The 21,057-nt window shown below is 63.4% G+C and carries 17 protein-coding genes and 3 pseudogenes; 12 read left to right on the forward strand and 8 right to left on the reverse strand.

Annotated elements, in window-relative coordinates; translation table 11 throughout:
• Positions 1 to 227: 227 nt before the first annotated feature.
• The 3 genes from VBE63_RS11625 (at position 228) to VBE63_RS11635 (ending at position 3,872) form a co-directional block, all read left to right on the forward strand.
• Positions 228 to 353, forward strand: coding sequence for a dodecin domain-containing protein (locus tag VBE63_RS11625; RefSeq protein ID WP_323683190.1), 126 nt, complete (start codon positions 228 to 230; stop codon positions 351 to 353).
• A gap of 193 nt (positions 354 to 546) precedes the next feature.
• Positions 547 to 2,247 (forward strand): hypothetical protein, encoded by a 1,701-nt coding sequence (locus VBE63_RS11630; RefSeq protein ID WP_323683191.1) that lies wholly within the window; start codon positions 547 to 549, stop codon positions 2,245 to 2,247.
• 65 nt (positions 2,248 to 2,312) lie between these two features.
• On the forward strand, positions 2,313 to 3,872 hold the full coding sequence (locus tag VBE63_RS11635; RefSeq protein WP_323683192.1) for a GTPase family protein: 1,560 nt from the start codon (positions 2,313 to 2,315) through the stop codon (positions 3,870 to 3,872).
• Positions 3,873 to 4,502: 630 nt separating this feature from the next.
• On the opposite strand, the gene fumC is transcribed toward VBE63_RS11635, so the two are convergent.
• Both fumC and VBE63_RS11650 read right to left on the reverse strand, forming a co-directional pair.
• Positions 4,503 to 5,906 (reverse strand): class II fumarate hydratase, encoded by a 1,404-nt coding sequence (gene fumC / locus VBE63_RS11645; RefSeq protein ID WP_416274540.1) that lies wholly within the window; start codon positions 5,904 to 5,906, stop codon positions 4,503 to 4,505.
• 53 nt (positions 5,907 to 5,959) lie between these two features.
• Positions 5,960 to 6,142 carry a hypothetical protein gene (locus VBE63_RS11650; RefSeq protein ID WP_323683193.1) on the reverse strand — a complete coding sequence of 61 codons (183 nt, stop codon included), beginning with the start codon at positions 6,140 to 6,142 and terminating at the stop codon, positions 5,960 to 5,962.
• A 444-nt stretch (positions 6,143 to 6,586) separates the two neighbouring features.
• Between VBE63_RS11650 and VBE63_RS11655 the strand changes: the two genes are divergently transcribed.
• From VBE63_RS11655 to VBE63_RS11665, 3 genes and pseudogenes are all read left to right on the forward strand, one after another.
• Entirely contained in the window at positions 6,587 to 7,189 is a 603-nt protein-coding gene (locus VBE63_RS11655) for a class I SAM-dependent methyltransferase (protein ID WP_323683194.1), read from the forward strand.
• A gap of 22 nt (positions 7,190 to 7,211) precedes the next feature.
• A pseudogene (locus VBE63_RS31360) lies at positions 7,212 to 7,503 on the forward strand (nucleotidyltransferase family protein).
• Between the two features lie 43 nt (positions 7,504 to 7,546).
• Positions 7,547 to 7,867 (forward strand): annotated as a pseudogene (locus VBE63_RS11665) (DUF86 domain-containing protein).
• A 267-nt stretch (positions 7,868 to 8,134) separates the two neighbouring features.
• On the opposite strand, the pseudogene VBE63_RS11670 reads toward VBE63_RS11665, so the two are convergent.
• The 3 genes and pseudogenes from VBE63_RS11670 to VBE63_RS11680 all read right to left on the reverse strand — a co-directional run.
• Positions 8,135 to 8,416, reverse strand: a pseudogene (locus VBE63_RS11670) (ISNCY family transposase); the annotation flags it as partial.
• 214 nt (positions 8,417 to 8,630) lie between these two features.
• Entirely contained in the window at positions 8,631 to 9,458 is an 828-nt protein-coding gene (locus tag VBE63_RS11675; protein ID WP_323683196.1) for a hypothetical protein, read from the reverse strand.
• Positions 9,459 to 9,463: 5 nt separating this feature from the next.
• On the reverse strand, positions 9,464 to 10,966 hold the full coding sequence (locus VBE63_RS11680) for a hypothetical protein (RefSeq protein WP_323683197.1): 1,503 nt from the start codon (positions 10,964 to 10,966) through the stop codon (positions 9,464 to 9,466).
• A gap of 356 nt (positions 10,967 to 11,322) precedes the next feature.
• Here VBE63_RS11680 and VBE63_RS11685 point away from each other — a divergent pair, with 356 nt between their 5' ends.
• The gene (locus VBE63_RS11685; RefSeq protein ID WP_323683198.1) at positions 11,323 to 11,976 is read left to right on the forward strand and encodes a ceramidase domain-containing protein; all 654 of its coding nucleotides are present in this window, start codon (positions 11,323 to 11,325) and stop codon (positions 11,974 to 11,976) included.
• Between the two features lie 86 nt (positions 11,977 to 12,062).
• On the opposite strand, the gene VBE63_RS11690 is transcribed toward VBE63_RS11685, so the two are convergent.
• From VBE63_RS11690 to VBE63_RS11700, 3 genes are all read right to left on the reverse strand, one after another.
• A complete protein-coding gene (locus VBE63_RS11690; RefSeq protein WP_323683199.1) occupies positions 12,063 to 13,241 on the reverse strand; it encodes a Fic family protein in 1,179 nt (392 codons plus the stop codon).
• A 332-nt stretch (positions 13,242 to 13,573) separates the two neighbouring features.
• Positions 13,574 to 15,907, reverse strand: coding sequence for a hypothetical protein (locus VBE63_RS11695; RefSeq protein ID WP_323683200.1), 2,334 nt, complete (start codon positions 15,905 to 15,907; stop codon positions 13,574 to 13,576).
• Positions 15,908 to 15,938: 31 nt separating this feature from the next.
• Entirely contained in the window at positions 15,939 to 16,742 is an 804-nt protein-coding gene (locus VBE63_RS11700) for a protein-L-isoaspartate(D-aspartate) O-methyltransferase (protein ID WP_323683201.1), read from the reverse strand.
• 322 nt (positions 16,743 to 17,064) lie between these two features.
• On the opposite strand from VBE63_RS11700, the gene VBE63_RS11705 reads away from it, so the two are divergent.
• The 5 genes from VBE63_RS11705 (at position 17,065) to VBE63_RS11725 (ending at position 21,006) form a co-directional block, all read left to right on the forward strand.
• A complete protein-coding gene (locus tag VBE63_RS11705) occupies positions 17,065 to 17,370 on the forward strand; it encodes a cation-translocating P-type ATPase C-terminal domain-containing protein (RefSeq protein WP_323683202.1) in 306 nt (101 codons plus the stop codon).
• A 34-nt stretch (positions 17,371 to 17,404) separates the two neighbouring features.
• Positions 17,405 to 18,406 carry a hydroxyacid dehydrogenase gene (locus tag VBE63_RS11710; protein WP_323683203.1) on the forward strand — a complete coding sequence of 334 codons (1,002 nt, stop codon included), beginning with the start codon at positions 17,405 to 17,407 and terminating at the stop codon, positions 18,404 to 18,406.
• A 423-nt stretch (positions 18,407 to 18,829) separates the two neighbouring features.
• Positions 18,830 to 19,678: a trehalose-phosphatase gene (otsB, locus tag VBE63_RS11715; protein WP_323683204.1), complete on the forward strand. Its 849-nt coding sequence runs from the start codon at positions 18,830 to 18,832 to the stop codon at positions 19,676 to 19,678.
• Entirely contained in the window at positions 19,675 to 20,742 is a 1,068-nt protein-coding gene (locus VBE63_RS11720) for a hypothetical protein (RefSeq protein WP_323683205.1), read from the forward strand. Before otsB ends, VBE63_RS11720 begins: the two co-directional genes overlap by 4 nt.
• A gap of 15 nt (positions 20,743 to 20,757) precedes the next feature.
• A complete protein-coding gene (locus tag VBE63_RS11725) occupies positions 20,758 to 21,006 on the forward strand; it encodes a hypothetical protein (RefSeq protein WP_323683208.1) in 249 nt (82 codons plus the stop codon).
• The last annotated feature ends 51 nt before the right edge of the window (positions 21,007 to 21,057 follow it).

Below are 21,057 nucleotides of genomic sequence, written 5' to 3' on the forward strand. Positions count from 1 at the left end.
TCGGCGCGAGTAAGCGCTATCAAGTGCGGCCAGCCGTGCGCATTCAAGGCGGCTTCGGTTGATTCAAGCTGGCCCCGCCGACCCTGAGCGCGCTTTCCGTTCAGTAGATTGCGCATCAGCAGATGGGCGATGGCATGCGCCCTGCTAAGAGCGAGGGTGCTGAGGCCTCCGTCAACGCCGCCTCGGCAGATCCCGCAACCTGTCACAACCAGATGAAGGAGCCAGCCATGTCTGTCGCCAAGATCATTGAGATCACCGCCGAGTCAACCGAAAGCTTCGAAAGAGCGATTAGCACTGGGATCGAAGAGGCGAGCAAGCGCCTCAAGAACATCGAAGTCACCACCCGCATCTGATTGATGCCGCTGACCGCGAGATGCAGCAGGACCGACGCCAGGAATAGAAGCGCCGCGGTGACCGCCGTGATGAGAATAATCGGCTGGCTCCAGTTCGGGTGCCAAGTGTGCAATACCCCAGCGGCGAGGGTGAAGCTGATCAAGATGAAGATGATCAGCAGACTCCAGTCGAGTGTGACCTCGATACCGGCAATTGAAGATTGAGTATCACCCTGACATGAAGCACCAAGCGCTCCGGCAAATGCTCCAAGCCCTGCGTGACGAACTGCTCGCCCTCGATGGTGATGCGGGCCGGCGCCGCGACGCGCCCTGGCTCTCCCTTTGGGAGCGTCTCCTGCGCCGTATCGACGGCCTCATGGGCCACCTTGAGCGGGAGGACGAACCCCTGCTTGTGGTCGTCGCCGGGGGCACGGGCGCCGGCAAGTCGACCCTGGCCAATACCTTGGCCGGCAGCGCCGTGGCCACGACCAGCGCGCGCCGGCCGACCACCGAGGTGCCGACGGTGATCGGCCGCCCGGCAGAGCTCGACAGCGTCCTGCGCCGGGGCGTGCTGGCCGCCGAGGCGCAACGTGCCAGCCTGCACACCGCGCCGCTGGAGAGCGTCCCGGCCGGTCTGGTGATCGTCGACGCCCTCGACGTCGACAGCGTCGAGACCGCCAACCGCGACATCACCGAGCGGCTGCTGGAGGTCGCCGATGTCTGGGTCTGGCTGGCTACCGCAAGGACCTACGCCGACGAAGCCGGCATGGCCTATCTGCGCCAGGCCGCGCGGCTGGATGTCTTTACCCTAGTCGTGCTCACTCAGGCCAGCGAGGCCGAGGCGGCGGAGATCTTGCCGGACCTGAACGAGAAGCTCGCAGCGCTCGCGCATCGGGCGGTGGAGACCGCGCATCTGCCAACCGCCGAGATCGACGACGAGCGCCTGCCCGACGCCGTCGCCGCGCCGGTGCTCGAGCGCATCCGCGCCCTGGCGCCGCCAGAGCAGCGTGCCGCGCACCGCGAGCGCACCGTCCTCGGCGCCTTGCGCTACCTGCCAACGGAGATCGATGCCCTGCTCGAGGCCATCGCGACCGAACAGACCGCGGTCCGGCGGCTCGCCAAGGCGGTCGATGCCGGCTATGCCGACCTCGACGGACAGCTACTGGGCGAGCTCCAAGCCGGCGAGCCCTTGCGTCATGAGATCCTGCGCCGTTGGAACGAGCTGGTGGGCAGCGGCTGGCTGCAGCGTCAGCTCAACGCCGCGGCGGACCAGCTGTCGCGGCGCTGGCTGCGCTGGCTACCCTGGTCCGGGCGCGGCGGCCAACGCGTTGCCGAGGAGGCGGAGGAGCACGCCCGCAAGCGCATTGCCACGGCCCTGCGCCGGGTGCTCGACAGTGCCGCAGCCGAGGTGGAGAGCGCGTGGCAGCAGGATCAGGCGGGACGCGCGCTGTTCGCCCGCCACGACCAGCCCCGCTCGGCCGGTCGTGTGGCCAGGCGCGAGGCTGCCGAGCGCTTGGTGGCGGACTGGGAGCGGCAGGTTGCGGAGCATGTGGACACCATCGGCCGCTCCCGGCTGCGGTGGGCCCGGCGTGCCGCCACCGGCGTCAACGCCACCCTGACCACGGCGGTGCTGATGCTGTTCACCCTTGGCGGCGGTTTTGGCTTGACCGGCACCGAGGTGGTGGTCACCGCGGCCGGCTCGACGACAACCCAGACCCTACTCGCGCGGCTCCTCGGCGAGCGCAACGTCGAGCAGCTGCTCAAGGACATCCGCGAGGATCTCCAGCACCGGGTGGAGGGCCTCGCCGAGGAGGATGCGCGGGCCTATCGGGACCTGCTTGCCGCCGCCGCTCCGCCACCGGACGCGGTGGCCGCGCTCCAGCACCGGCGCGCTGCGCTGGCGGAGCGCGACTGATGCCCTCGACGCAGCAGCAAGGCGCAACCAGGGCGCCAGCGCTCGGGCAGGAGACGTCCGCGGCCGTGCTCGAACCCTTGGAGACGCTGGAGGCCCTGGGCGCCGGACGGCTGCCGTCGGCGTTGATCGACGAGATGACCGCACTGCGCGAGCGCGCGCGGCAGCGCCTGGCCCACTCGCGCGACCATGTCGTGGTCGCCGTCGCGGGCGGCACCGGCAGCGGCAAATCCTCCCTGGTCAATGCCCTCGTCGGGCAGACACTGTCCACGACCGGGATGCGCCGGCCCACCACCGAGCGCGCGCAGGCGGTGCCGATCGGCGATGCCAGCGGCGCCGAGCCACTGCTCGACTGGCTGCAGGTCGAGGAGCGCCATCCGCTGCCCGCCGAGGGAATGCTGGCACCGCTGCGGGGCGCGGTGCTGCTGGATCTGCCCGACGTGGACTCCACGGTCCGGGAGCATGCGCAGGTGGCGGAGCGACTGATCGAGCGCTGCGATCTGCTGCTCTGGGTGATGGACCCGCTCAAGTACGCCCAGGCCCTGACGCACAAACGCTATTTCGCCCGCCTGGCCCATCACGCAGGGGTGCTGCTGGTGGTGCTGAACCATATCGACCGGCTCGATGAGGCGGATCGAGAAACGGATCTCGCCCATCTGCGCGATCTCCTTGCCGAGCAGGACCTGGCCGCAGCACAGCTCCTGCCGACGGCGGCGACCACCGGCGAGGGCATTGCCGAGCTGCGCCGGCGGATCAGCGATGCAGTCCGCGAGCGGCGGGCCCCGCAGGAGCGCGTCCGCGCCGATGTGGCGGCCCTGATGGAGCGGAGCGCGGCGCAGCTACCGCCGCCGGAGGCGCTGGTGCTGGACACCGACGCCTTGGCCAGTCACCAACGCGAGGCCGTGAACGAGGCCGCGTTGCTCACGAGTGCTGACAGCACCTATCGCCGTGCTGCGGGACAGGCCACCGGCTCGCCGCTGCGGGGGTTGCTCGGCCGTGCCCTTGCCCGCCGATTTGGGCGTTCGACTGAGGAGCCTCGGCAAGGCCAGGAGCCGCCGCGTCCCTCGGTGGCCGAGCCGCAGGTTCGCGAGGGTCTGCTTGAAGCGGTCTCCGTGGCGGCGGACCAGCTGCCCGAACCGGCGGCCGGCCGAGTGCGCCAACAGGCGGCCTCGGCGGCGGCAGCGCTGACCGAGGATCTGCGGCAGCGGCTGGCGGAGCTGCCGCTCGAGCCGTCGCTGCGGCGCTGGTGGAGCGGGGTGAGGCGGTTGCGCCTGGCGGCGGAGATGGTTGCAGCGTTCGGCTTCGTCTGGCTTGCCGGCCGCGGCCTGCCGGAGTGGCTCGGGCTGCCGCCGGTGCTGACGCCGTCGCTGCTTGGCGAGATCACTTGGCCGTTCGCGCTACTCGCCGGTGGCGTCCTTGCCAGCGTGGCGCTCGCGAGCGCCGTGCGGCCGCTGATCAGCGTGGGGGCAAGGCATCACGTCCATGCCTTGCGGCAGGCGGTGCGCCAGAATGCCGCAGCCACCGACGTGGCGCCGCTGGCCGAGCTGCGACAAGCGTTGGCAGACTGTCGGCAGCTCAGCGAGCACGCCCATCAGGGCGCGGCCGCCGCCGGCGATACCCCTGAATAGAGACAGCCGATGCCGATGTGGGGATCGGGGCCTGGTGCAGCTGGTTGATATGCCCTTTTGCCTGGGGCATAAGGCCCTATCCACGCGCCAGCCGGCGCGATCCTGAAGGATGACCTCTCGGCAGGCGTGACCAACAAGGTCGGACTGAGCACTTGATCAAGACGGACGGGCCAAAGAAACCGCAATTGGGGCAATGCCCCGGAGCGCTAACGATGCGAAGAACCCAACCTGATTCGGTTTGAGCAGACTGCTGCGGTGGAGCTGCTGCCGGCGGTCGAAATCGAGGCGATGCCCGCGACCTATCCCTTTGCGCTGTAGCGGCCCCTGGCCGATGGCTGTGTTTTTCGAGCCCGACCTTCTCTGCGTCACGGGGGTAGCAGGCCGGCGTCACGTCGCCGGCGGGATCTGCTGTTTGCCGGCGGGGCAGGGACGATCTCGTTTATCCGTCAGCCAATAGGATTGATCAAATGCGCGGAATCGAGCAAATCCCCTGGCTGTACGACCTGTCGATGACGCTGATGCCGGGTGTGAAGCGCTGGCGGCGATCGCTAGCCCGACTGGCGCACGGCCGGGTGTTGGAGTTGGGCTGCAGCATCGGGCAGATGCTGCCGCTCTACCTCAAGGAGGCGTTTAATCCTCGCTCAGGTGCGGATGCGCCATCTTTGCCGGCTTCAGCAGCCGGTCGAGTTCGTCCGCGTTGACGACGCCGAGGGTTAGCGCCGCCTCGCGCAGGGTCATGTCATGGTCCAGCGCATAATGGGCCACCTCGGATGCCTTGTCGTAACCGATGACGGGGCTGAGCGCCGTCACCAGCATCAGCGAGCGCTCGACAAAGCTCGCGATCCGCGTCGCGTTGGGCTCGCTCCCCTCGACGAGAAAGACGCGAAAGTTGCGGCAACCATCGGTGAGCAGCCGCGCGGACTGGATGACATTGAAGATCATCAGCGGCTTGTAGGCGTTCATCTCCAAGTGACCGCCACCGCCACCGATGCCGACCGCCACGTCGTTGCCCATGACTTGCGCTGCGATCATGGTCAACGCCTCGCACTGCGTTGGATTGACCTTGCCGGGCATGATTGATGAGCCAGGCTCATTAGCGGGGATATGCAGTTCCGCAAGACCACAACGCGGTCCGGAGGCCAGGAGCCGGATATCGTTCGCGATCTTGAACAGGGCCACGGCCAGGGTCTTGAAGGCGCCATGCAGCTGGACGAGGGCGTCGTGCGCGCCCTGTACCGTGAATTTGTTCGCGACGGTGACGAACGGCAGACCCGTCAGCTGCGCAATCGCGGCGGCGACCTCGACGTCGAAATCGGGGGCGGCATTGATGCCGGTGCCAACCGCAGTGCCGCCGAGGGCAAGACGGTAGACGCTGGCGAGTGCCTGCTCGATCCAGCCGACGGCCTCGTCCAGCATGCCCGCATAGCCCGAGAATTCTTGACCCAGGGTCAGCGGCGTCGCATCCTGCAAATGCGTGCGGCCGATCTTGATAATGGCCTCCCAGTCCTCGGCCTTGGCATCCAACGCGTCTCGCAGGGCGCGCACCGACGGCAGCAGATCCTGGACCGTCGCTGTCGCCGCAGCGATGCACATCGCCGAAGGAAAGGTATCGTTCGACGACTGCGATAGGTTGACCTGATCATTGGGATGCACGGGCTCCTTAGCGCCGAGTGCTGTGCCGACCAACTGACAGCATCGATTCGAGATTACCTCGTTGAGGTTCATGTTGAGCTGGGTGCCGCTACCGCTCACCCAGACAGGCAGTGGGAATTGATCCTGATGCTGTCCGCTCAGGATCTCGTCGCACACCTGCACGATGAAACGATGCTGGCGGTCGCTGAGCCGCGCGCCGGCGTGATTGACCTCGGCTGCGGCCTTCTTCAGCGTGGCATAGGCCATGATCAGTGGCAGGGGCATCAGGTCGTTCCCGGCTCTGAAGTGTTCCAACGCGCGCTGCGTCTGTGCGCCCCAAAGCTTGTCGGCGGGAACCCTGATCTCCCCGAGGCTGTCGGTTTCGCTGCGGGTCTCGATCATGTGGAATGTTGCACGACCTGAATCGTCTTTTAGCGAGTGAGCCAGCCGGCGACTCAGCGCTCGGCCCCGCGCTGCGGGGTCAGGATCTCGTCGCGGACCTCACGGAGACCGGGGACGTACCAGACGTCCAGGCCCATCAGACGTCCTTGCTCGATGCGAGCCGGCCCGGAATCCTCATACGGCTTGGCCAGATTTCTTTGCCAGACCGCTTCGCAAGCTATGGGCCAGCAAGACACAAGCTTGCTCCTAGAAATCATCGGTGGTGCCGGCAATGTCATGCCAGGCATGGCCGCCGCAGGCCGGCAGGGCGGCGGACCCGCAGAGCAAGCCGCAAACTCTGTGCCCGGATGCGACGCTCACAAGCATCGGGCCGGCACGAAGGCCGGCACCGACTAGGAATCCATCTTGCACGACAGCAAACCCTAGCGTCGCGAGTCGCGGTTCGGCGGACGTTGCACTAACGCGCGCCCCGTCGGGAGATCCGAGCCATGCGACTGGGCGCGAGAAGCTGGCGATGTGCGGACCGGGGCCTGGTGCAGCTGGTTGAGATGCCCCTTTGCCTGGGGCATAAAGACCCGAGACCAGGTTGACCTCTTGACTGCTTGCAGAACGACGGAGAAGACGAGCGATGAGTAGGGCCGGGTGTTATCGTTAATCCGTTAGCCAATAGGATCGTTAAAATGCGCGGAATCGAGCAAATTCCCTGGTTGTACGACCTGTTGATCGTGCTGATGCCGGGTATGCAGCGCTGGCGGCGGTCGCTGGCCCAACTGGCGCGCGGCCGGGTGCTGGAGGTGGGTTGCGGCACTGGGCAGATGCTGCCGCTCTACCCAGACGGCGTCGAACTGTATGGGCTCGATCCCAACGCGGATGCCCTGCCTCGCGCCCAGCGGCGCGCGCCCGAGGCCGGGCTCTTGTGCGCCTCGGCCGAGCAGCTGCCGTTCCCCGACGCGCGCTTCGATACCGTCGTGTCGAGCCTGGTGTTCTGCAGCGTCTCCGACCCTGGGCGCGGCCTGGCCGAGATCCGTCGGGTGCTGAAACCGCAAGGGCGCCTGCTGATGCTGGAACACGTCCAGGCCCAAAACCGAATCTGGCGCTGGCTGCTCAACACTCTCCAGCCTCCCTGGACGCTCGTGACCGGCGGTTGTCACCCGAATCGGGATACCGAAAAAAAGGTCGAAGATGCCGGCTTCCGCATCGAAGAGGCGCACTACAAGGCGAGTGGGGTCATGCGCCACTTTGTCGCCACACCCGAGCTCACGGCTCCGGGCACAGGTGATTGAGGGCCAGGTGCAGCAGGGGAAGGTGAATCGAGACCAAACTTTGAAGCTTCTCGCCGAGCACAAGGCAATTCTAGCTCGACGGTTCGGCGTCGTCGAATTGGCGCTTTTCGGGTCAACCGTTCGGGGGCGATGAGCGAGTGGATAGCGACATCGATATCCTCGTGTCTTTCGATGGTCCGTCGACCTCGCAGCGTTACTTTGGCTTGCAGTTCTATCTCGAAGCCCTTCTCGAGCGCCCGGTTGATTTGGTCACTCGCAAGGCATTGCGCCAAGAGTTGGCTTCTTACGTCGAGCGCGAGGCGGTTCGTGTCTGAACCCACCAAAAGCAAGCGAGAGTGGGTCTTCTACCTGGATGACATGGTCTCGTTTGGAGAGAAGATATTCGTCTATTCACAGGGGCTAGATCAACAGGAATTTGTAAGCAATTCGGTCATTTACGATGCCACGCTCCGCAACCTTGAGCTGATTGGCGAGGCCGCGACGCATATTCCCGATTATGTGCGCTCGGCCAATCCTCAAATTCCTTGGCGTCTCATCATTGCGACAAGAAATTGATTGATCCACGGTTATCTGGGAATCGATGATGACACCGTCTGGAGCATCATCCAAGATGATCTGCCGGCACTACTGAAGTCCTTGCGTAGTATGCGCGAGAATCTAGCCTCGCCAGGCCCATGATCCCGCGGCGCATGGAACGCGATCAAATCGATTCTGCTGGTCCAGTACTCCGCGGCTTTCGGCTGCAAATCCTCTGCACCCTATCGCGGTTGATCGAGCCGCAGACAGCCCTCTCGGGACAGCACATTTGGCCGGAAGGAATTGAAGATGTTGCGATCCTTGAAGTGGATGGAAGCCCGCGCGAAGCGGTTCAGGTTAACGGGTATGGAGCGAACCCCCGACTTTCCGATCTGAAGCTGACGCTCAAGCGGGCGGTGAAGATTGCGCGTCGGTGTTCAGCCACAGACGCAGGGTGCCCAGCACCAGGATGGCCCACTGCGTCATCCCAGGACGCCCGGTCTCAGCGCTGACCGGCCCCTCGCCATCAGGGCGCTGCGCCAAGACCTCGCTGAGGATGGCGAAGACCCGCTCGCGCAGCTCAGCGGTGGTGTAGATGTGCTGCAGGCCCCGCAGCAGACGCAGGATGTCATCGCGCGAGCGCGCGTCGATCACAATCGCGCCAATGTCCTGTTCACCGAGTTGCAATTGCGGCTTGATGTCTTCGCGCATGACAATAAGGCAATGAGGAAGTTTTTGCGGTTTAATTCCAGTCCAATTCGGGGGCGGCCGATCCAGGCGCGTGCTGATAAGGAAAATCAAGTGGTTAGGGAGATCGCCTCGTCAGCCTCCGCCTCAGTGGCCTCAGCAGGGCCGCCAACTTCGACCATGGGGTCAGAGTCTAACGCATTGTCTCGAAAGACCAAATCAACTTCTCGGTCAGGCACTATATAAACCCTTGCGCTGTCGCTGATGCTTTTGCTTCGCTTTTTATCTTTCGCCATGCTTGATAAGGACGTGGCGTACCTTCTGCATCCGTGGTTGAATAACAACAACTAAAGAGTTGGCACCAGGCCTCCTTGTCATTTGACCAGTCGCCCACCAATTTTCCGGTATTTATCCAACGTTCCACTGTTTTTTCGAAGATAAAGCGATTGTAGGCCCTTACGACATTGTCGCAGACAAGTAATAGATCTTGAAATCCAATTAGTGATAAGCAGAGCTCGTGAAGTTCGCGAAGTGCCAATCCGAGTTCTCGCGCATTGCGGTCCCCAAGGTGTCCACGAGAATGCACAATAGCATGACGTATTTGGCAAATTTTGCCGAACTCCGCTATAGCCGACGCCACGGACGAACCATTATTCCAGGTGAGGCCAAGAAATTTTTGAGTGGCCTGAGATATCGTCTTCGGATCGGCAAAACTAGTGTTCTCCATCAAACCAAAACCAAGATGTTCTAGTCCGCAATAATCCACGGCTCCCAATGAAAGCACTTGATTAGAAGAAGTGCTTCGAGAAAATGGACAGATTCTAACCAATCTTGCCAGTATATCACGAAAAAAATACTCTGTAGATGAGATAACACCAAGCAGAAGAGCCTGTAGCAGCGTAGGATCTGGAGTGGTGGCGGTCGGCAGCGAATTAGCTAAAAGGGTACTTCTATGATCATAGTAATCGTCGATCGGACTGCGCCTCGATATGACTTTTCGCCGAGTCAAAGCACGAAAGTCAATCGTGACTGTTTGCTCCGACTTATTTGTCCGTGGAAACTGCATCTACGCTATACGCTAATGTATTCTTCAGCGTATGTCCTTATACGCGCCTGCCAGACCGGTCCTATATATGGGACATCGATAAGCTGATTCTCATCATCGGCAAGAACGTCTTGGACTGTCCTCAATGTAGTATGGTTCTTGATCCCATTGATCTTTGTCTCGGTCAGGGGAAGCATTTCTATAGACGATTGCAACAGTTCCTTGTATATGGATGCTCGAGAAAGCTCGTTGCCGCACTTAATGCAATAACGTTGCTCTTCGCTAACCCGAGCAGCGCCACATTTTTCGCATGGAGGAAGATCTAACTTACAGCGCTCTCTGTATTCCGAGCCTAGCAGGCTTTGGGGACTCCGCCGGACGAAGGCGTGCGGATCACGCTTCGAGAGAGCTGCCACCAAATCGGAGAGTGCATATGTCTTACCTAGACTTAGTGAGTTTGCTGTAATCAAGAAGGAATAATGCAAAGCAAACCGTTCAAAGACGCCTTTTTCTCCTCGCGAAACTGAATCTATTTCGCGAAAAATTCCTGCATATTCAAGAAATTTTGTTAGTCTTTCCAGTTCTGCAGTCAGTGGGCTCTGGATTGCTACTACGACAGCCTTTGAGTGCAAATCCCGCCCCACATTATAGTCCTGAATTGCAGTTCTTGTCGCTTCTATTAGCTCGCTGCCTACGTCTATGAAGTGTCGAAAGCGTGGGAGTTTTTCAGCAAGAGATCGGAAAATCCGATTAGTGGCGTCTGCGTGTTCCGCAATCGCTTGCAAGGTGCGTGCGCGTGTAGGAATCCTGGGTTCTCCTTCATCTACTCTCAGGACCTGAGCAATCATATTAAGAAAACCTCGTGGAATCCCGAATGAAGCGAATGCCAGCAAATTCAGTGTATCAGGGCGTTCGAGCAAAGTGTTGGCGAGGTCTGGAGGCAATCTCTTTAATACCAGATTATGCATTAGCGGTAAATAGCCATGATTATCTGGACGATGCCAGGCCTCGACCAGCTCTGCTTCGTGGCCAACATGGAAATAGGGGGAGTAGCTGGTAACGCCGGGGTAAACTGCTGCTTTCGGCGAGATTCTTCTAGTCCTCAATTGCCGGAAAATCTCAAAAAATTCGCGTTGCTGATCTGGTGAGAACGCGTGAGCAGCGTCATCGAGTAGCAGGACTGTTCTGCGTGATGCGATGCTGTTCGACGCAGATTCTAGCAGATCAATTAGCCCGGAGGGGGCCAATAGCATTTGCAGGTCGTCCGGCTCAATGCCGACTTCAAGGGACTGAATGAATTTTCGGCCAGCATAGGCGTATCTTGTTAGATCTTCTGGCTCAACTAGTTCGAGTTGTTTGAATGTGTCACAGGCAGCCACTGCAATTTTAAGCAAAACCCACTGGCGAAAAATAGTGAGTGCATTTGCGCGGTGGTGGAAAAGCGGCTCTAGTGCAAGCGATTTTGCGTAATTAACGTATACTGGTAAAGCAGCGCGATTCTCCAAAAGGCTAAAATAGGCGCGACGCAAGAAGGTCGACTTTCCTGACCCTCGCGGACCTGTTAGGAGCTTTGCCCCAGGACCGGTTAGTTTCGATAGAATTGTACGGTCTCCGCTCGTTGTCGCGGTCCACTTGGCAAGTTCATCACGCGAGAGATTCTCGGCGCGCTCCTCGAAGACGTTTAGAAAGGGTTCCGTTTGCATGGGGGGCTTTGACCTGGGCAGGCGAGGGTGGCATTCTCACGATATTGTATACGCTTGCAGTCATTGACCGCGATTGGGCGCCCGTGGCCAGAGGATCATGCTTTCGATGTCCGCTTCTGTTATGGGCCTGCCGCTTATCTGGCAGTTCGGCTCAACGCTGCTAAGAACCCCTTGATCCGCGCATGACGATGCTGGCTACCTACTGCGAGCGCGCTGGCACCGCTGGGCTCCTCGCCGAGCCGATCAACCTGATCACGAATACGGCCTTCGTCATCGCCGCTGTCTTTGCCGCGCGGCGGCTTGTTGCCAAGCCCGATCTTGGGCTGCGCAACAGTTGGGATCTCGGCCTGCTGATCCTGTTGCTCGGGGCGATCGGCATCGGGAGTGCACTCTGGCACAGCTTCGCCACCGTTTGGGCGGTGCTTGCCGACGTGATCCCGATCACGCTCTTCATCAACCTCTACCTGCTCAGCTTCGGCTGGCGGGTGCTCCGGCTGCGGCCGCTCGCGCTGGCGGGGCTCTGGCTCGGCTATCAGGTGCTCAGCGTCGGTCTGGTTGCGCTCACTGGCCCCGAGCTGCTCAATGGCTCCGTCGGCTATCTGCCGGCGCTTGCGTTCCTGGTCGGGTTTTGGTGGGTCCTGCGCCGCCGGGCTGATCCGCTCGCTCCGACGCTTCTGGCTGCCTGCCTCCTGTTCATAGGCTCGCTGACCTTCCGCACCCTCGACATGGCGCTCTGCGGGCTGATGCCACTCGGCCTGCACTTCCTCTGGCATCTGCTCAACGCGCTGCTGCTCTACCTGCTGCTCCGCGGTTTGATCGGCGCACACCGAGCCTGATCCAATCTCACAGGCTGAGCAATCGGCGCCACGACTGGTCAGCCAAGTGGTTAAGGATGTCTGCCACATGGTTGCGGGTGGCCCTATCAGGAACGGCGGGAGGGTGTCGCCTGGGCCGGGAACAGCCCCGGTAGCCAGCACTCCGCCAAGTGTGCGGGAAAGGCCAGGTGCAAGGGGGCACGCGAGCTCGCCGAGCGGATCGCGCCCTCGTTAATGAGGGCAGCAACGACCCGGCGCGACTGGCGCTCGCTCGCATCGAGCAGTCCGGGAACCTCCGCCCGATTGAGCGTGCCCTGGAACAAGAGCACCTCCAACAGGCGATCGGCCCGCGGCGGCAGCCGGCCCGCTTGATGCGCCTCGTTGGCCCAGCGCAGGACACGCTCGCGCAAGCGCCGCGGCTCGACGAGGCCTTCCATAAACTGGACCTGATCCAGACAGGCCTCGAGAAAGAATGCGCTGAACGCGACGAGCGCAGCCTGACTCAAGGCACCGCGGCCATCCAAGTCATTGCGCCGGGGGGCATCGCAGGCGGCCAGATGGCCCTTGTAAGCATCGACCTGGCGCGCCAGTCCGCGCGCAACAGACCAGACGCCACCGGTCGCGAGCACCTCGACGAACAGCGCATGTGAATGCAGGCGGGCGACCCGCCCATTGCCGTCGAGGAAGGGATGTATCCACAGCAATCGATGGTGTGCCGCGGCGGCGGCCAACAAGCGTTCCATCGTCCCGAGGGGCGCATAATGCCGGCCATAAGCGCCGAGCAACCGCGCAATGGCCCCAGGGCTCGGCGGCATGTGGCGTCCAACGCAGACATCGCGCGAGCGCAGAGCGCCCGGAATGACGCGCTCACGCGCGCCTGTGTTCGAATGATCGATCCACAGCAGGCGCTCCGGCAGCTCGGCTGCGAAGCGTTCGTGGATCGCGCAGAGTGCCTCCCGGCTGAACAGGCGACCCTGCAAGCCGCCGGCATCGATCCAAGCCTGCACGGCGATATGGGCGCGCGCTTCAAGCTGCAGATCGCGTTGCTCGGCCAGCTCACTGAGCTCATCACGCAGCGCCCGCTCGATGTCGACCGGATGGGTCGCATGCCCCTCGATGAGATTGCTGTAATAGCAGTTCATTGCCCGCACGAGCTCCGCTAGGGCTGAGGCGATGCCTTGCGGCAGGCTGTGTTGGAATCCGGACGAGCGCGCGACGAGTGTCACAACCTGGTCGCTGAGCGCGGCGCGCTCGGGCGCCGTCTGCCCGATCGTTAGCGGCATCATCACCGCTTCGGTTTCGCCCCGGTCAACGGGGGAGACCGCTTTTGTGGCCGGTTTCGTCTCCTGCATCCATCAATTCTATCAGGTATTTGTATACGACTGGCTCAATGAAACGGCCGGTTTTGTGGCCGCCAATTGGCTGCGTGTTGGCACGGTCGCGCCGAGATCGGTGAGATAATCGGTCTAGATGGCTGCGCTCCGGGGCGATCAGCCAGCCCGAGCGGGTATGACCTGTCGATGACGCAGATGCCGGGTGTGCAGCGCTGGCGATGATCGTTGGCCCGAGCGTGCGGCCCTAGACGCACAAAGCGGTTGCATTTCCTATCCGTTAGTTGCTAAGCAGTCGCGGCTTCCTGCCGCCCAGCCAGCCGCCTAGCCCCGCGCCGAGCGATCAGCCAGGCACCGAGATAGCAGCCGATGCCGGCCAGCAGCGTCACCGGCTGACCGGCCTGGACCGAGAGCAGCGTCGCCGTCGATGCCGCCAGCACCGAGGCAAAGCCATTGATCGCCCAGCTCCAGGGCTGCCAGCTGCGCGTGCCGACCAGGTGCTGCAGCGCCCAGGGAAACGGCCGGCCCATGGCCCAGGTCATCGGCAACAGCAACGCAACCAGCAGCGTGATGCGCGCCGACAGCGGCAGCGCTAGCAAGGGCTGGCCGGGCCACCACAGCGCCAGCACCGCGATGGCACCGCCGATCGCCAAGGCGCCGAAGATCGGCCGCAAGGCGTCGGCCCCGCGGCGCCGCGTCGGCATCGCGCTGCCGATGCCGGCGCCGATCATGAACACGGCGAAGACCAATGCCGCGGCCAGCACCGGCAGCTCGATGAACGCGATCGTGCGCTGGAGCAGCGCGAGCTCGATCAGCATGAAGCCGAACCCCAACAGGCCGAAATAGCCGATGACCTCAGTACGCCTGAAGGCCGCCGAGGCCGGCGGCATGCGTCCCAGCGGTGCCAGGATCAGCAGCGCACCCGCCAGGGTCGCGACGACCAGCGTCACCGCCGACATGACCAGCGTCCAGTCCAGGTAGCTGGCCGCCCGCACGCCAAGCATCTCGAACAAGCGCGGGATGGTCGACCACTGCATCGCGTGCCAGAAGTACGGCCGAGCCATCCCCACCGCGCCGGTTTCAAACCAGCGCGCCTGCTCGGGCAGGGCGGTCTCGCCGAACACCGCCTGGGCGGCCTCGAAAAAGATCGGCGTGTCGAGCAGGTGGTAGCGATTGACGTCCTGCGCGCCAAGACCGCGATGCCAGACCCGATCGAAGCTCCAGCGCTCGGCGAAGGTGCGGATCAGATCCAGGTCCGCGTCGCTCAGCGGTTGCGGCGAGACCAGGATAAGCAGCGCCTGCATGCCGCGTAGCGCGGCGACCTGGTCGCCCGGCTCAGCGACGCCCTGCGAGCGCAGACTCGCGGCAATGGTCGCCAGCATGCGCGGCCCCTGCCGCGGCGGGTAATCGACCTTCAGCGGAATCGCCAGCAGGCCGTTGTCGCCGAGTTGGGCGAGTGCCCTGCGCAGACCCTGGCGCGTGAGCACATAGTCTTCGGTGGCCGCGTCGGAGCCGTCGAACGCGCGATCCAGCGCGATGACGGCGAATGTATCGCGGTTCCTGGTCAGGAAGCGGTAAGGGCTGTCCTGGATGGCGTCGACAGTCAGGCCGCGCGCGATGGCCAGCGCCGGCAGGCGGCGATCGGGCTCGACCCAGCTCAATGGCCGGCCAACCGCGTGCGAGGGCGTCGCCCAGCTGCCGCTGCCGAGCACCGCGACCCGGCCGTCGGGGCGCAACTGCAATGGCAACGCGGCCAGCGAGGCCTCCGACGGGTCCGGTGCCTGTTGATAATCGCGCTCGATTGGCACCAGCCCGTCGCTACCGACGATGGCCGCATCCGAGGCCGCGACGCGGCCGGTCCAGTTCAGGCTCAGGCCCGGCGCCGAGCGCAGGCTGGAGGAGCGCACAACAGTCAGTCTTCCCGCCAGCCCCGGGCGCTGCTCGAGCCTCTCGGCATCCGGCAGCGCCAGCACGCGCGAGAGCGCCTTGAAGTCGGAGATTGCCGGCTCGAGCGGGCTCATGGTCAGCCAGGACGCCGGGATCAGCAGCAGCGCGGCCGAGATGATCCCGATCCGAATGCGGCGCAGCGCCGAGAACAGGACGCAGAAGACCAGCAGCAGCGCCGCGACCAGCGCCAGCGCCGCCTCGGGCATCATCGCGACCAGCAGCAGCGTGGCGAACAGGGTGCCGATGCCAGAGCCGCCCAGGTTAGCGGCATACAGCCAGCCGGCGTGGGTCGGCCAGCGCGCGAAGACCTGCCCGAGCGCGAGGCCAGCGCCGAAGAACGGGATGAAGGCGGCGAAGTCGATCGCCAGCAGGCGCGAAAGCTCCGCGGCGTCCCAGACCGCCATGATCGGGCGCAGCGAGACCCAGGCGTGCAACAGCAGCACCAGCAGGAAACCGCTTGCCGCGATCAGCAGCGAGAGGACCAGCCAGCGGTCGCCGAAGCGACCGGCGCGCTCGCCGATGACGCTGAGCAGCGTGCCCGAGGCACCGAACCCGAGCAGCGCCAGCGCGATGGCCAGCCCGGCGAAGTGGTGCCAGTGGCTGAACTCAAACAGCCGCAGTAGCAGGATCTCGAATGCCAGTACCGAGCCGGCGAGGGCGCCGACGGTGAGCAAGTGCAGCGGTTTGGGTGCCGTGTCGGACAACTCAGCGCTCCCCGTTTTGTTCACCGTTGCGCTCGCCGGTCAGCGGCACGAAGGCCACCGACATCAGATTGCGTGTCTGGGTCTGGCCTTCGTCTGTCTTGGTCACCAGCAGCAGATTCTGGGTCCAACCGGCGCGGCCGACTGGGATCACCATGCGCTGGCCGGGCTTGAGCTGCTCGATCAGCGTTGGCGGCACGTGCTGCGCGGCCGCCGTGACGATGATCGCGTCGTAGGGCGCCAGCTCCTCATAGCCATAGTAGCCGTCGCCCTGGATCGCGGTGATGTTGTCGTAGCCAAGACGCTCGAGCAGATCGGCGGCTTGCTCGGCCAGCGGCTGGATGATCTCGATGGTCACCACGTCCACGCCCATGGCGCCGAGAATCGCGGCCTGGTAGCCCGAGCCGGTGCCGATCTCGAGCACGCGATCGCCTGGGGCCAGTTGCAGCGTCTCGGTCATGAATCCGACGATGTAGGGCTGCGAGATGGTCTGGCCGTGGCCGATCGGCAAGGGGCTGTCCGCGTAGGCCCTGTCGCGGAGGTCCGGTGGCACGAATGCATGTCGTGGCACCGAGCGCATCGCCGCCAGCACCGCCTCGTCGGCGACACCGCGCTGCTCGATCTGGCGCTCGACCATCCGCTGGCGCTCCTCTTCGCGCGCCGCGTCGAAGGTCGGACGTCCCTCGGGGCCAGGCTCGACGGCGCGCAACAGGACATTGGTGTCGGGCGGGTTTGTCTTCGGTGCGTTATCGTCCGACTGGGCCAGTGCCAGGGACGAGAACGCGAACAAAACCGAGAATAAAAGCATTGAAAGGAGCCTGTCTTTCATGGCTTGCCTCGCGCGGTTGTGAGGTTCGATGCGAGCCATCGCAGTCGCGATCGCGTCTCCCTGTTCCTGCCCCGCCTCCTTGCGACCGTGCCAGGTGGCCTTGTGCTCGGAGTGCTTGCGGCGCGGTTGCCCAGCATACTCGATGAGCTCATGGTTCGGTTTTCCTCTGCTCGTTCATCCCGGGTTGTACGCAATCGGCCTCAGTGTCAACGCTAGCACCTTGCGTGCCATGGGGTGTCGTGAGTCTGCTCTCAGATGTCGAGCGATTCCCAACCTCTGCCGGGTGGCTCGGGGCGTGGAGATGGTGCTGTTCGAGAACGTGCACATCTTCAACTGCCGCTCCGAGGAGCGCTCGGCGTTCCGTATCCCGCTGCGGGCCAATCTGCTGCTGATCGGCACGGTGATTGCCGCCCAGGCGGTGCACATCCTGGCGATGTACCTGCCGGGGCTGAGCGATGTGCTGGAGGTCGCCCCGGTACCGCTGTGGGAGTGGGCAGCGCTGCTTGGCATCGCCGTCTCGCTCCTCTTGGTGATGGAGCTATTCAAGGCGCTGCGCGTGCGGCGTCAACGTTCCGATCTGTCAAATGCCCCGGCAGCCGGGGCATAAGGACAGACGATTGGGCCTTTACGGAGCCTCAACCATGAAAATCTATGTCTTCGATGTCGAGAACTGGGAAGCTGGAGCCTTCGATCGTCTAGACGGTGAGCATGAGATCCAGTTCACGAGCGAGCCCCTGCGGTCAGCGAACGCCTCGCGCTATGCCGATGCCGAGGCGGTGAGCACCTTCATCTATTCGTCGATCGACCGAGACGTCTTGGCCGAGCTCCCAAAGCTCAAGGTGATTGCGTCGCGCTCCACCGGCGTTGATTACATCGACATCAACCGCTGCCGTGAGCGCGGCGTCACCGTGACCAATGTGCCGGACTATGGCAAGACCACGGTTGCCGAGCATGTCTTCGCGCTCTTGCTGACGCTGAGCCACCGCATGGAAGAGGCGGTTCAGCGCACCCGTCGCGGTGACTTCAATGCGCGTGGTCTGCAAGGGTTCGACCTGAGAGGAAAGACGATCGGAGTGGTCGGTACCGGTGACATCGGGCGTGCCGTGATCGACATTGCTCGCGGCTTCGGCATGGAGGTGCTGGCTTTCGATGTCAAGCCTGATTCGCGAGCAGCCCGCCAGCAAGGGTTCACCTATGTCGCGCTAGACGAACTGCTTGCAGGTTCGGACGTAATCACGCTGCATGTGCCCGGCAACGAGAAGACCCGCAACATGATCTCGAGCGAGCAGTTCGACCGCATGCACGATGGCGCGATTCTGATCAACACGGCGCGTGGCAGCATCGTTGACCACCGTGCGCTGGCGCGTGCCTTGGTGGAGGGCAAGATCGCCGCAGCCGGCCTGGATGTGCTGCCGGAGGAGCCGGTGGTGCGGGAGGAGGCGGAGCTGCTGCGCTCCGTCTACGAAAGCCGTCACGATCTCAACAATCTGCTTGCCGGGCAGGTGTTGATTCACCTGCGTAATGTCGTGGTCACACCGCATAGCGCCTTCAATACCCGCGAGGCGGTTGAGCGCATCCTGGAGACGACGGTCGACAACCTAGCCGCCTATGCCGACGGCCGGCCGCGCAATATCGCGGCATGAACAGAGATGGGCCGTTGGTGCAGGACGTCCTGCGCGCCCGGGCAACCAGGGCATGGGCTTCAGCGACCGGCCTGAGTGCACCGGCGGATCAGTCCGCTGGACCTGATCGACCGGAGCGACCGGCTCATCCATCAGCTGGTGCATAACAGCCATCAGTTGGGGGAAATGAACAAGCCATTGGCGCGATGCGAAGTCTAAGCCTCGAGCCCGGCTGCTGATCAAGCTGCTGATCAAGCCAGGGCCTGCGGCTGCCAACCGATCTGAAAAACAGGCCGCATTGGGCACGTGCATTGCGTAACCGAGCAGAGACCGCTAACCCGCGGCTATCCTGGTGCTCGATCGATTGATCGATCGGCACTGGAACGCGTTGGCACAGGCGTCTGGCCGCGCCACACTGACTTGCTGCTTCGGAGTTGATCTGCGATGCCCGATGCACAGCCCGTTTTCTCTCGCGAACAGCTCGATGCCGTGCTGTTCGACCTCGACGGCGTCATCACCCGAACCGCCGAGATCCATGCGGAGGCCTGGAAGCGCCTGTTTGATGCCTATCTGAACGAGCGTCCGGCAGCGGCCGGCGAGGATCACAGTCCGTTCGATGAAACGCGCGACTATCGTCGCTACGTCGACGGCCGACCGCGGGTCAAGGGCGTCAAGCACTTCCTCTTGGCCCGCGGCATCGATCTCCCTGACGGCGAGCCTAATGACCCACCTGAACGCGAGACCCTCTACGGACTCGGCGACATCTGCGGACCCCAGCTGCGGTTGGAGCTACCGGAAGGTATCGATGCGCTCAATGACCTGGACCGCGCGGCGACTGATCTTGACGAACGTCTTGAGAACGTCGACGGCGTGCGTATCGAGCGCAAGCGCTTCGCGGTCACCGTCCATGTCCGTCAGGTCAGCGATGCCGATCTGCCGCAGGTGCAGGAGGCCGTCGATCAAGCCCGGCGCCGCGCCGACGGTCTGCGCAAGACCGGCGGCAAACGCGTCGTCGAGCTGCGCCCGGATGTTGATTGGGATAAGGGACGAGCGGTGCGCTGGCTGCTCTCTGAGCTGAAGCTCGACGGCCCCGACGTCCTGCCGCTCTACCTTGGCGACGACGAGACCGATGAGGACGCCTTCCGCGCACTGCGCCAGATGGGCGGCATCGGCATCCTGGTCGCGGAAGACGCCCGCCCGAGTGCCGCCGACTATCGACTACGCACACCAGACGAGGTTGAGGCGCTGCTGCGCCATCTGACGGAGATCGCTGACGGAGATCGAGCGCCATGAGTGATTGGATGGCTGAGCAGGCGAGTGGCTGGCACTGGAGCTACCATGACTATCAGCCCGAACAGGAACCGCTGCGCGAGGCCCTGTGCACGCTCGGCAACGGCTCTTTCGCGACCCGCGGCGCAGCCCCCGAGTCGACAGCCGATGACACCCATTATCCCGGTACCTATCTGGCCGGCGGCTATAACCGCGCCAAGAGCGAGGTCAAAGGCCGGGTGATCGAGAACGAGGATCTGGTCAACCTGCCCAACTGGCTGCCCCTGAGACTGCGTTTCGCCGACGGCGACTGGTTCGATCTCGATCAGGTCGAGCTGCTCGATTATCGCCAGACACTGGCGATGCGCGATGGCATCCTGCTGCGCGAGATGCGCGTGCGCGAACCCGGCGGCCGCGAGACGCAGCTGCGCCAGCGGCGTCTGGTGCACATGAAGGACCAACACCTGGCCGCTCTCGAAACTGAGCTGACCGCCTGCAACTGGTCCGGCTCGGTGGAGGTGGTCAGCGCCCTCGACGGTGGCGTGATCAACGACGGTGTTGAGCGCTACCGGGGTCTGGAGAACTCGCACCTCGAACCCTTGGAATCGGAGTCCATCGACGACGATGGCATCTACCTAAAGGTGCGCACGCGCCAATCGCGCTTGGAGATCGCACTGGCGGCCCGCACCCGCGCCTATCGTGGCGCTTATGGTAGCGATCATGCTGGCGCTCATGGCGGCACTCATGGAACAACTCATAGCGGCGATCAAAGAATCGCCCTCGATGCCCATGTCGAACGTGAGCCAGATCAGATCACCCAGCGCTTCCAGCTGCAGTTGGAGCCCAATCAGCCCGTCACGATCGAGAAGTTGATCGCCCTCTTCAGCTCGAGCGATACAGCGATCACCGAATGCGGCCAGGAGGCGCGTGCGGCCATCGGCCCACTGCCTCGATTCCAGACCCTGCACGAAAACAACGCGGCTCATGGGGCGAATTGTGTGAAGCTCTCGTCTGACGGGGGTCTAGCCTTTATCAATCAGACGCTTATGCTGGTTGGCTATCGGTCTACCACACGTTTGGCCCCATGAGCCGACCGCTATGAGATCTGCGGGGTCGCCGGGCCGGACGAATTCCATACCGGCTATCCCGACCGCGAGGAGCCGGGGCTCGACAACCACGCCTACACCAACCTGACCGCGACCTGGGTGCTCTGGCGCGCCCTCGAGCTGCCGCACTACCTGCCTCAAGAGCGCTGGTCGGAGCTCACCGAACAATTGCACATCTCGGACGATGAGCTGCAGCACTGGGATAGGGTCCGAGACGGTCTCACTCAGCGCCGGCGAAACCCATGAGATCAAACGGCGGTGCCGGACCGTTGTTCGTGGAGTCACCCTGATGATAAA

Origin of the sequence: Lamprobacter sp. (assembly GCF_034860625.1) — a bacterium.
Classification (GTDB): domain Bacteria; phylum Pseudomonadota; class Gammaproteobacteria; order Chromatiales; family Chromatiaceae; genus Lamprobacter.

Bases quoted from the DNA above. Each gene is read 5' to 3' on its own strand.
- fumC (WP_416274540.1), bottom strand. From the start codon at position 5,906: ATGATCGAGACCCGCAGCGAAACCGACAGCCTCGGGGAGATCAGGGTT.
- otsB (WP_323683204.1), top strand. From the start codon at position 18,830: ATGCCCGATGCACAGCCCGTTTTCTCTCGCGAACAGCTCGATGCCGTG.
- VBE63_RS11690 (WP_323683199.1), bottom strand. From the start codon at position 13,241: ATGATGCCGCTAACGATCGGGCAGACGGCGCCCGAGCGCGCCGCGCTC.
- VBE63_RS11625 (WP_323683190.1), top strand. From the start codon at position 228: ATGTCTGTCGCCAAGATCATTGAGATCACCGCCGAGTCAACCGAAAGC.
- VBE63_RS11700 (WP_323683201.1), bottom strand. From the start codon at position 16,742: ATGCTTTTATTCTCGGTTTTGTTCGCGTTCTCGTCCCTGGCACTGGCC.
- VBE63_RS11675 (WP_323683196.1), bottom strand. From the start codon at position 9,458: ATGCAGTTTCCACGGACAAATAAGTCGGAGCAAACAGTCACGATTGAC.
- VBE63_RS11710 (WP_323683203.1), top strand. From the start codon at position 17,405: ATGAAAATCTATGTCTTCGATGTCGAGAACTGGGAAGCTGGAGCCTTC.
- VBE63_RS11655 (WP_323683194.1), top strand. From the start codon at position 6,587: ATGCGCGGAATCGAGCAAATTCCCTGGTTGTACGACCTGTTGATCGTG.
- VBE63_RS11720 (WP_323683205.1), top strand. From the start codon at position 19,675: ATGAGTGATTGGATGGCTGAGCAGGCGAGTGGCTGGCACTGGAGCTAC.
- VBE63_RS11705 (WP_323683202.1), top strand. From the start codon at position 17,065: ATGGTGCTGTTCGAGAACGTGCACATCTTCAACTGCCGCTCCGAGGAG.
- VBE63_RS11685 (WP_323683198.1), top strand. From the start codon at position 11,323: ATGACGATGCTGGCTACCTACTGCGAGCGCGCTGGCACCGCTGGGCTC.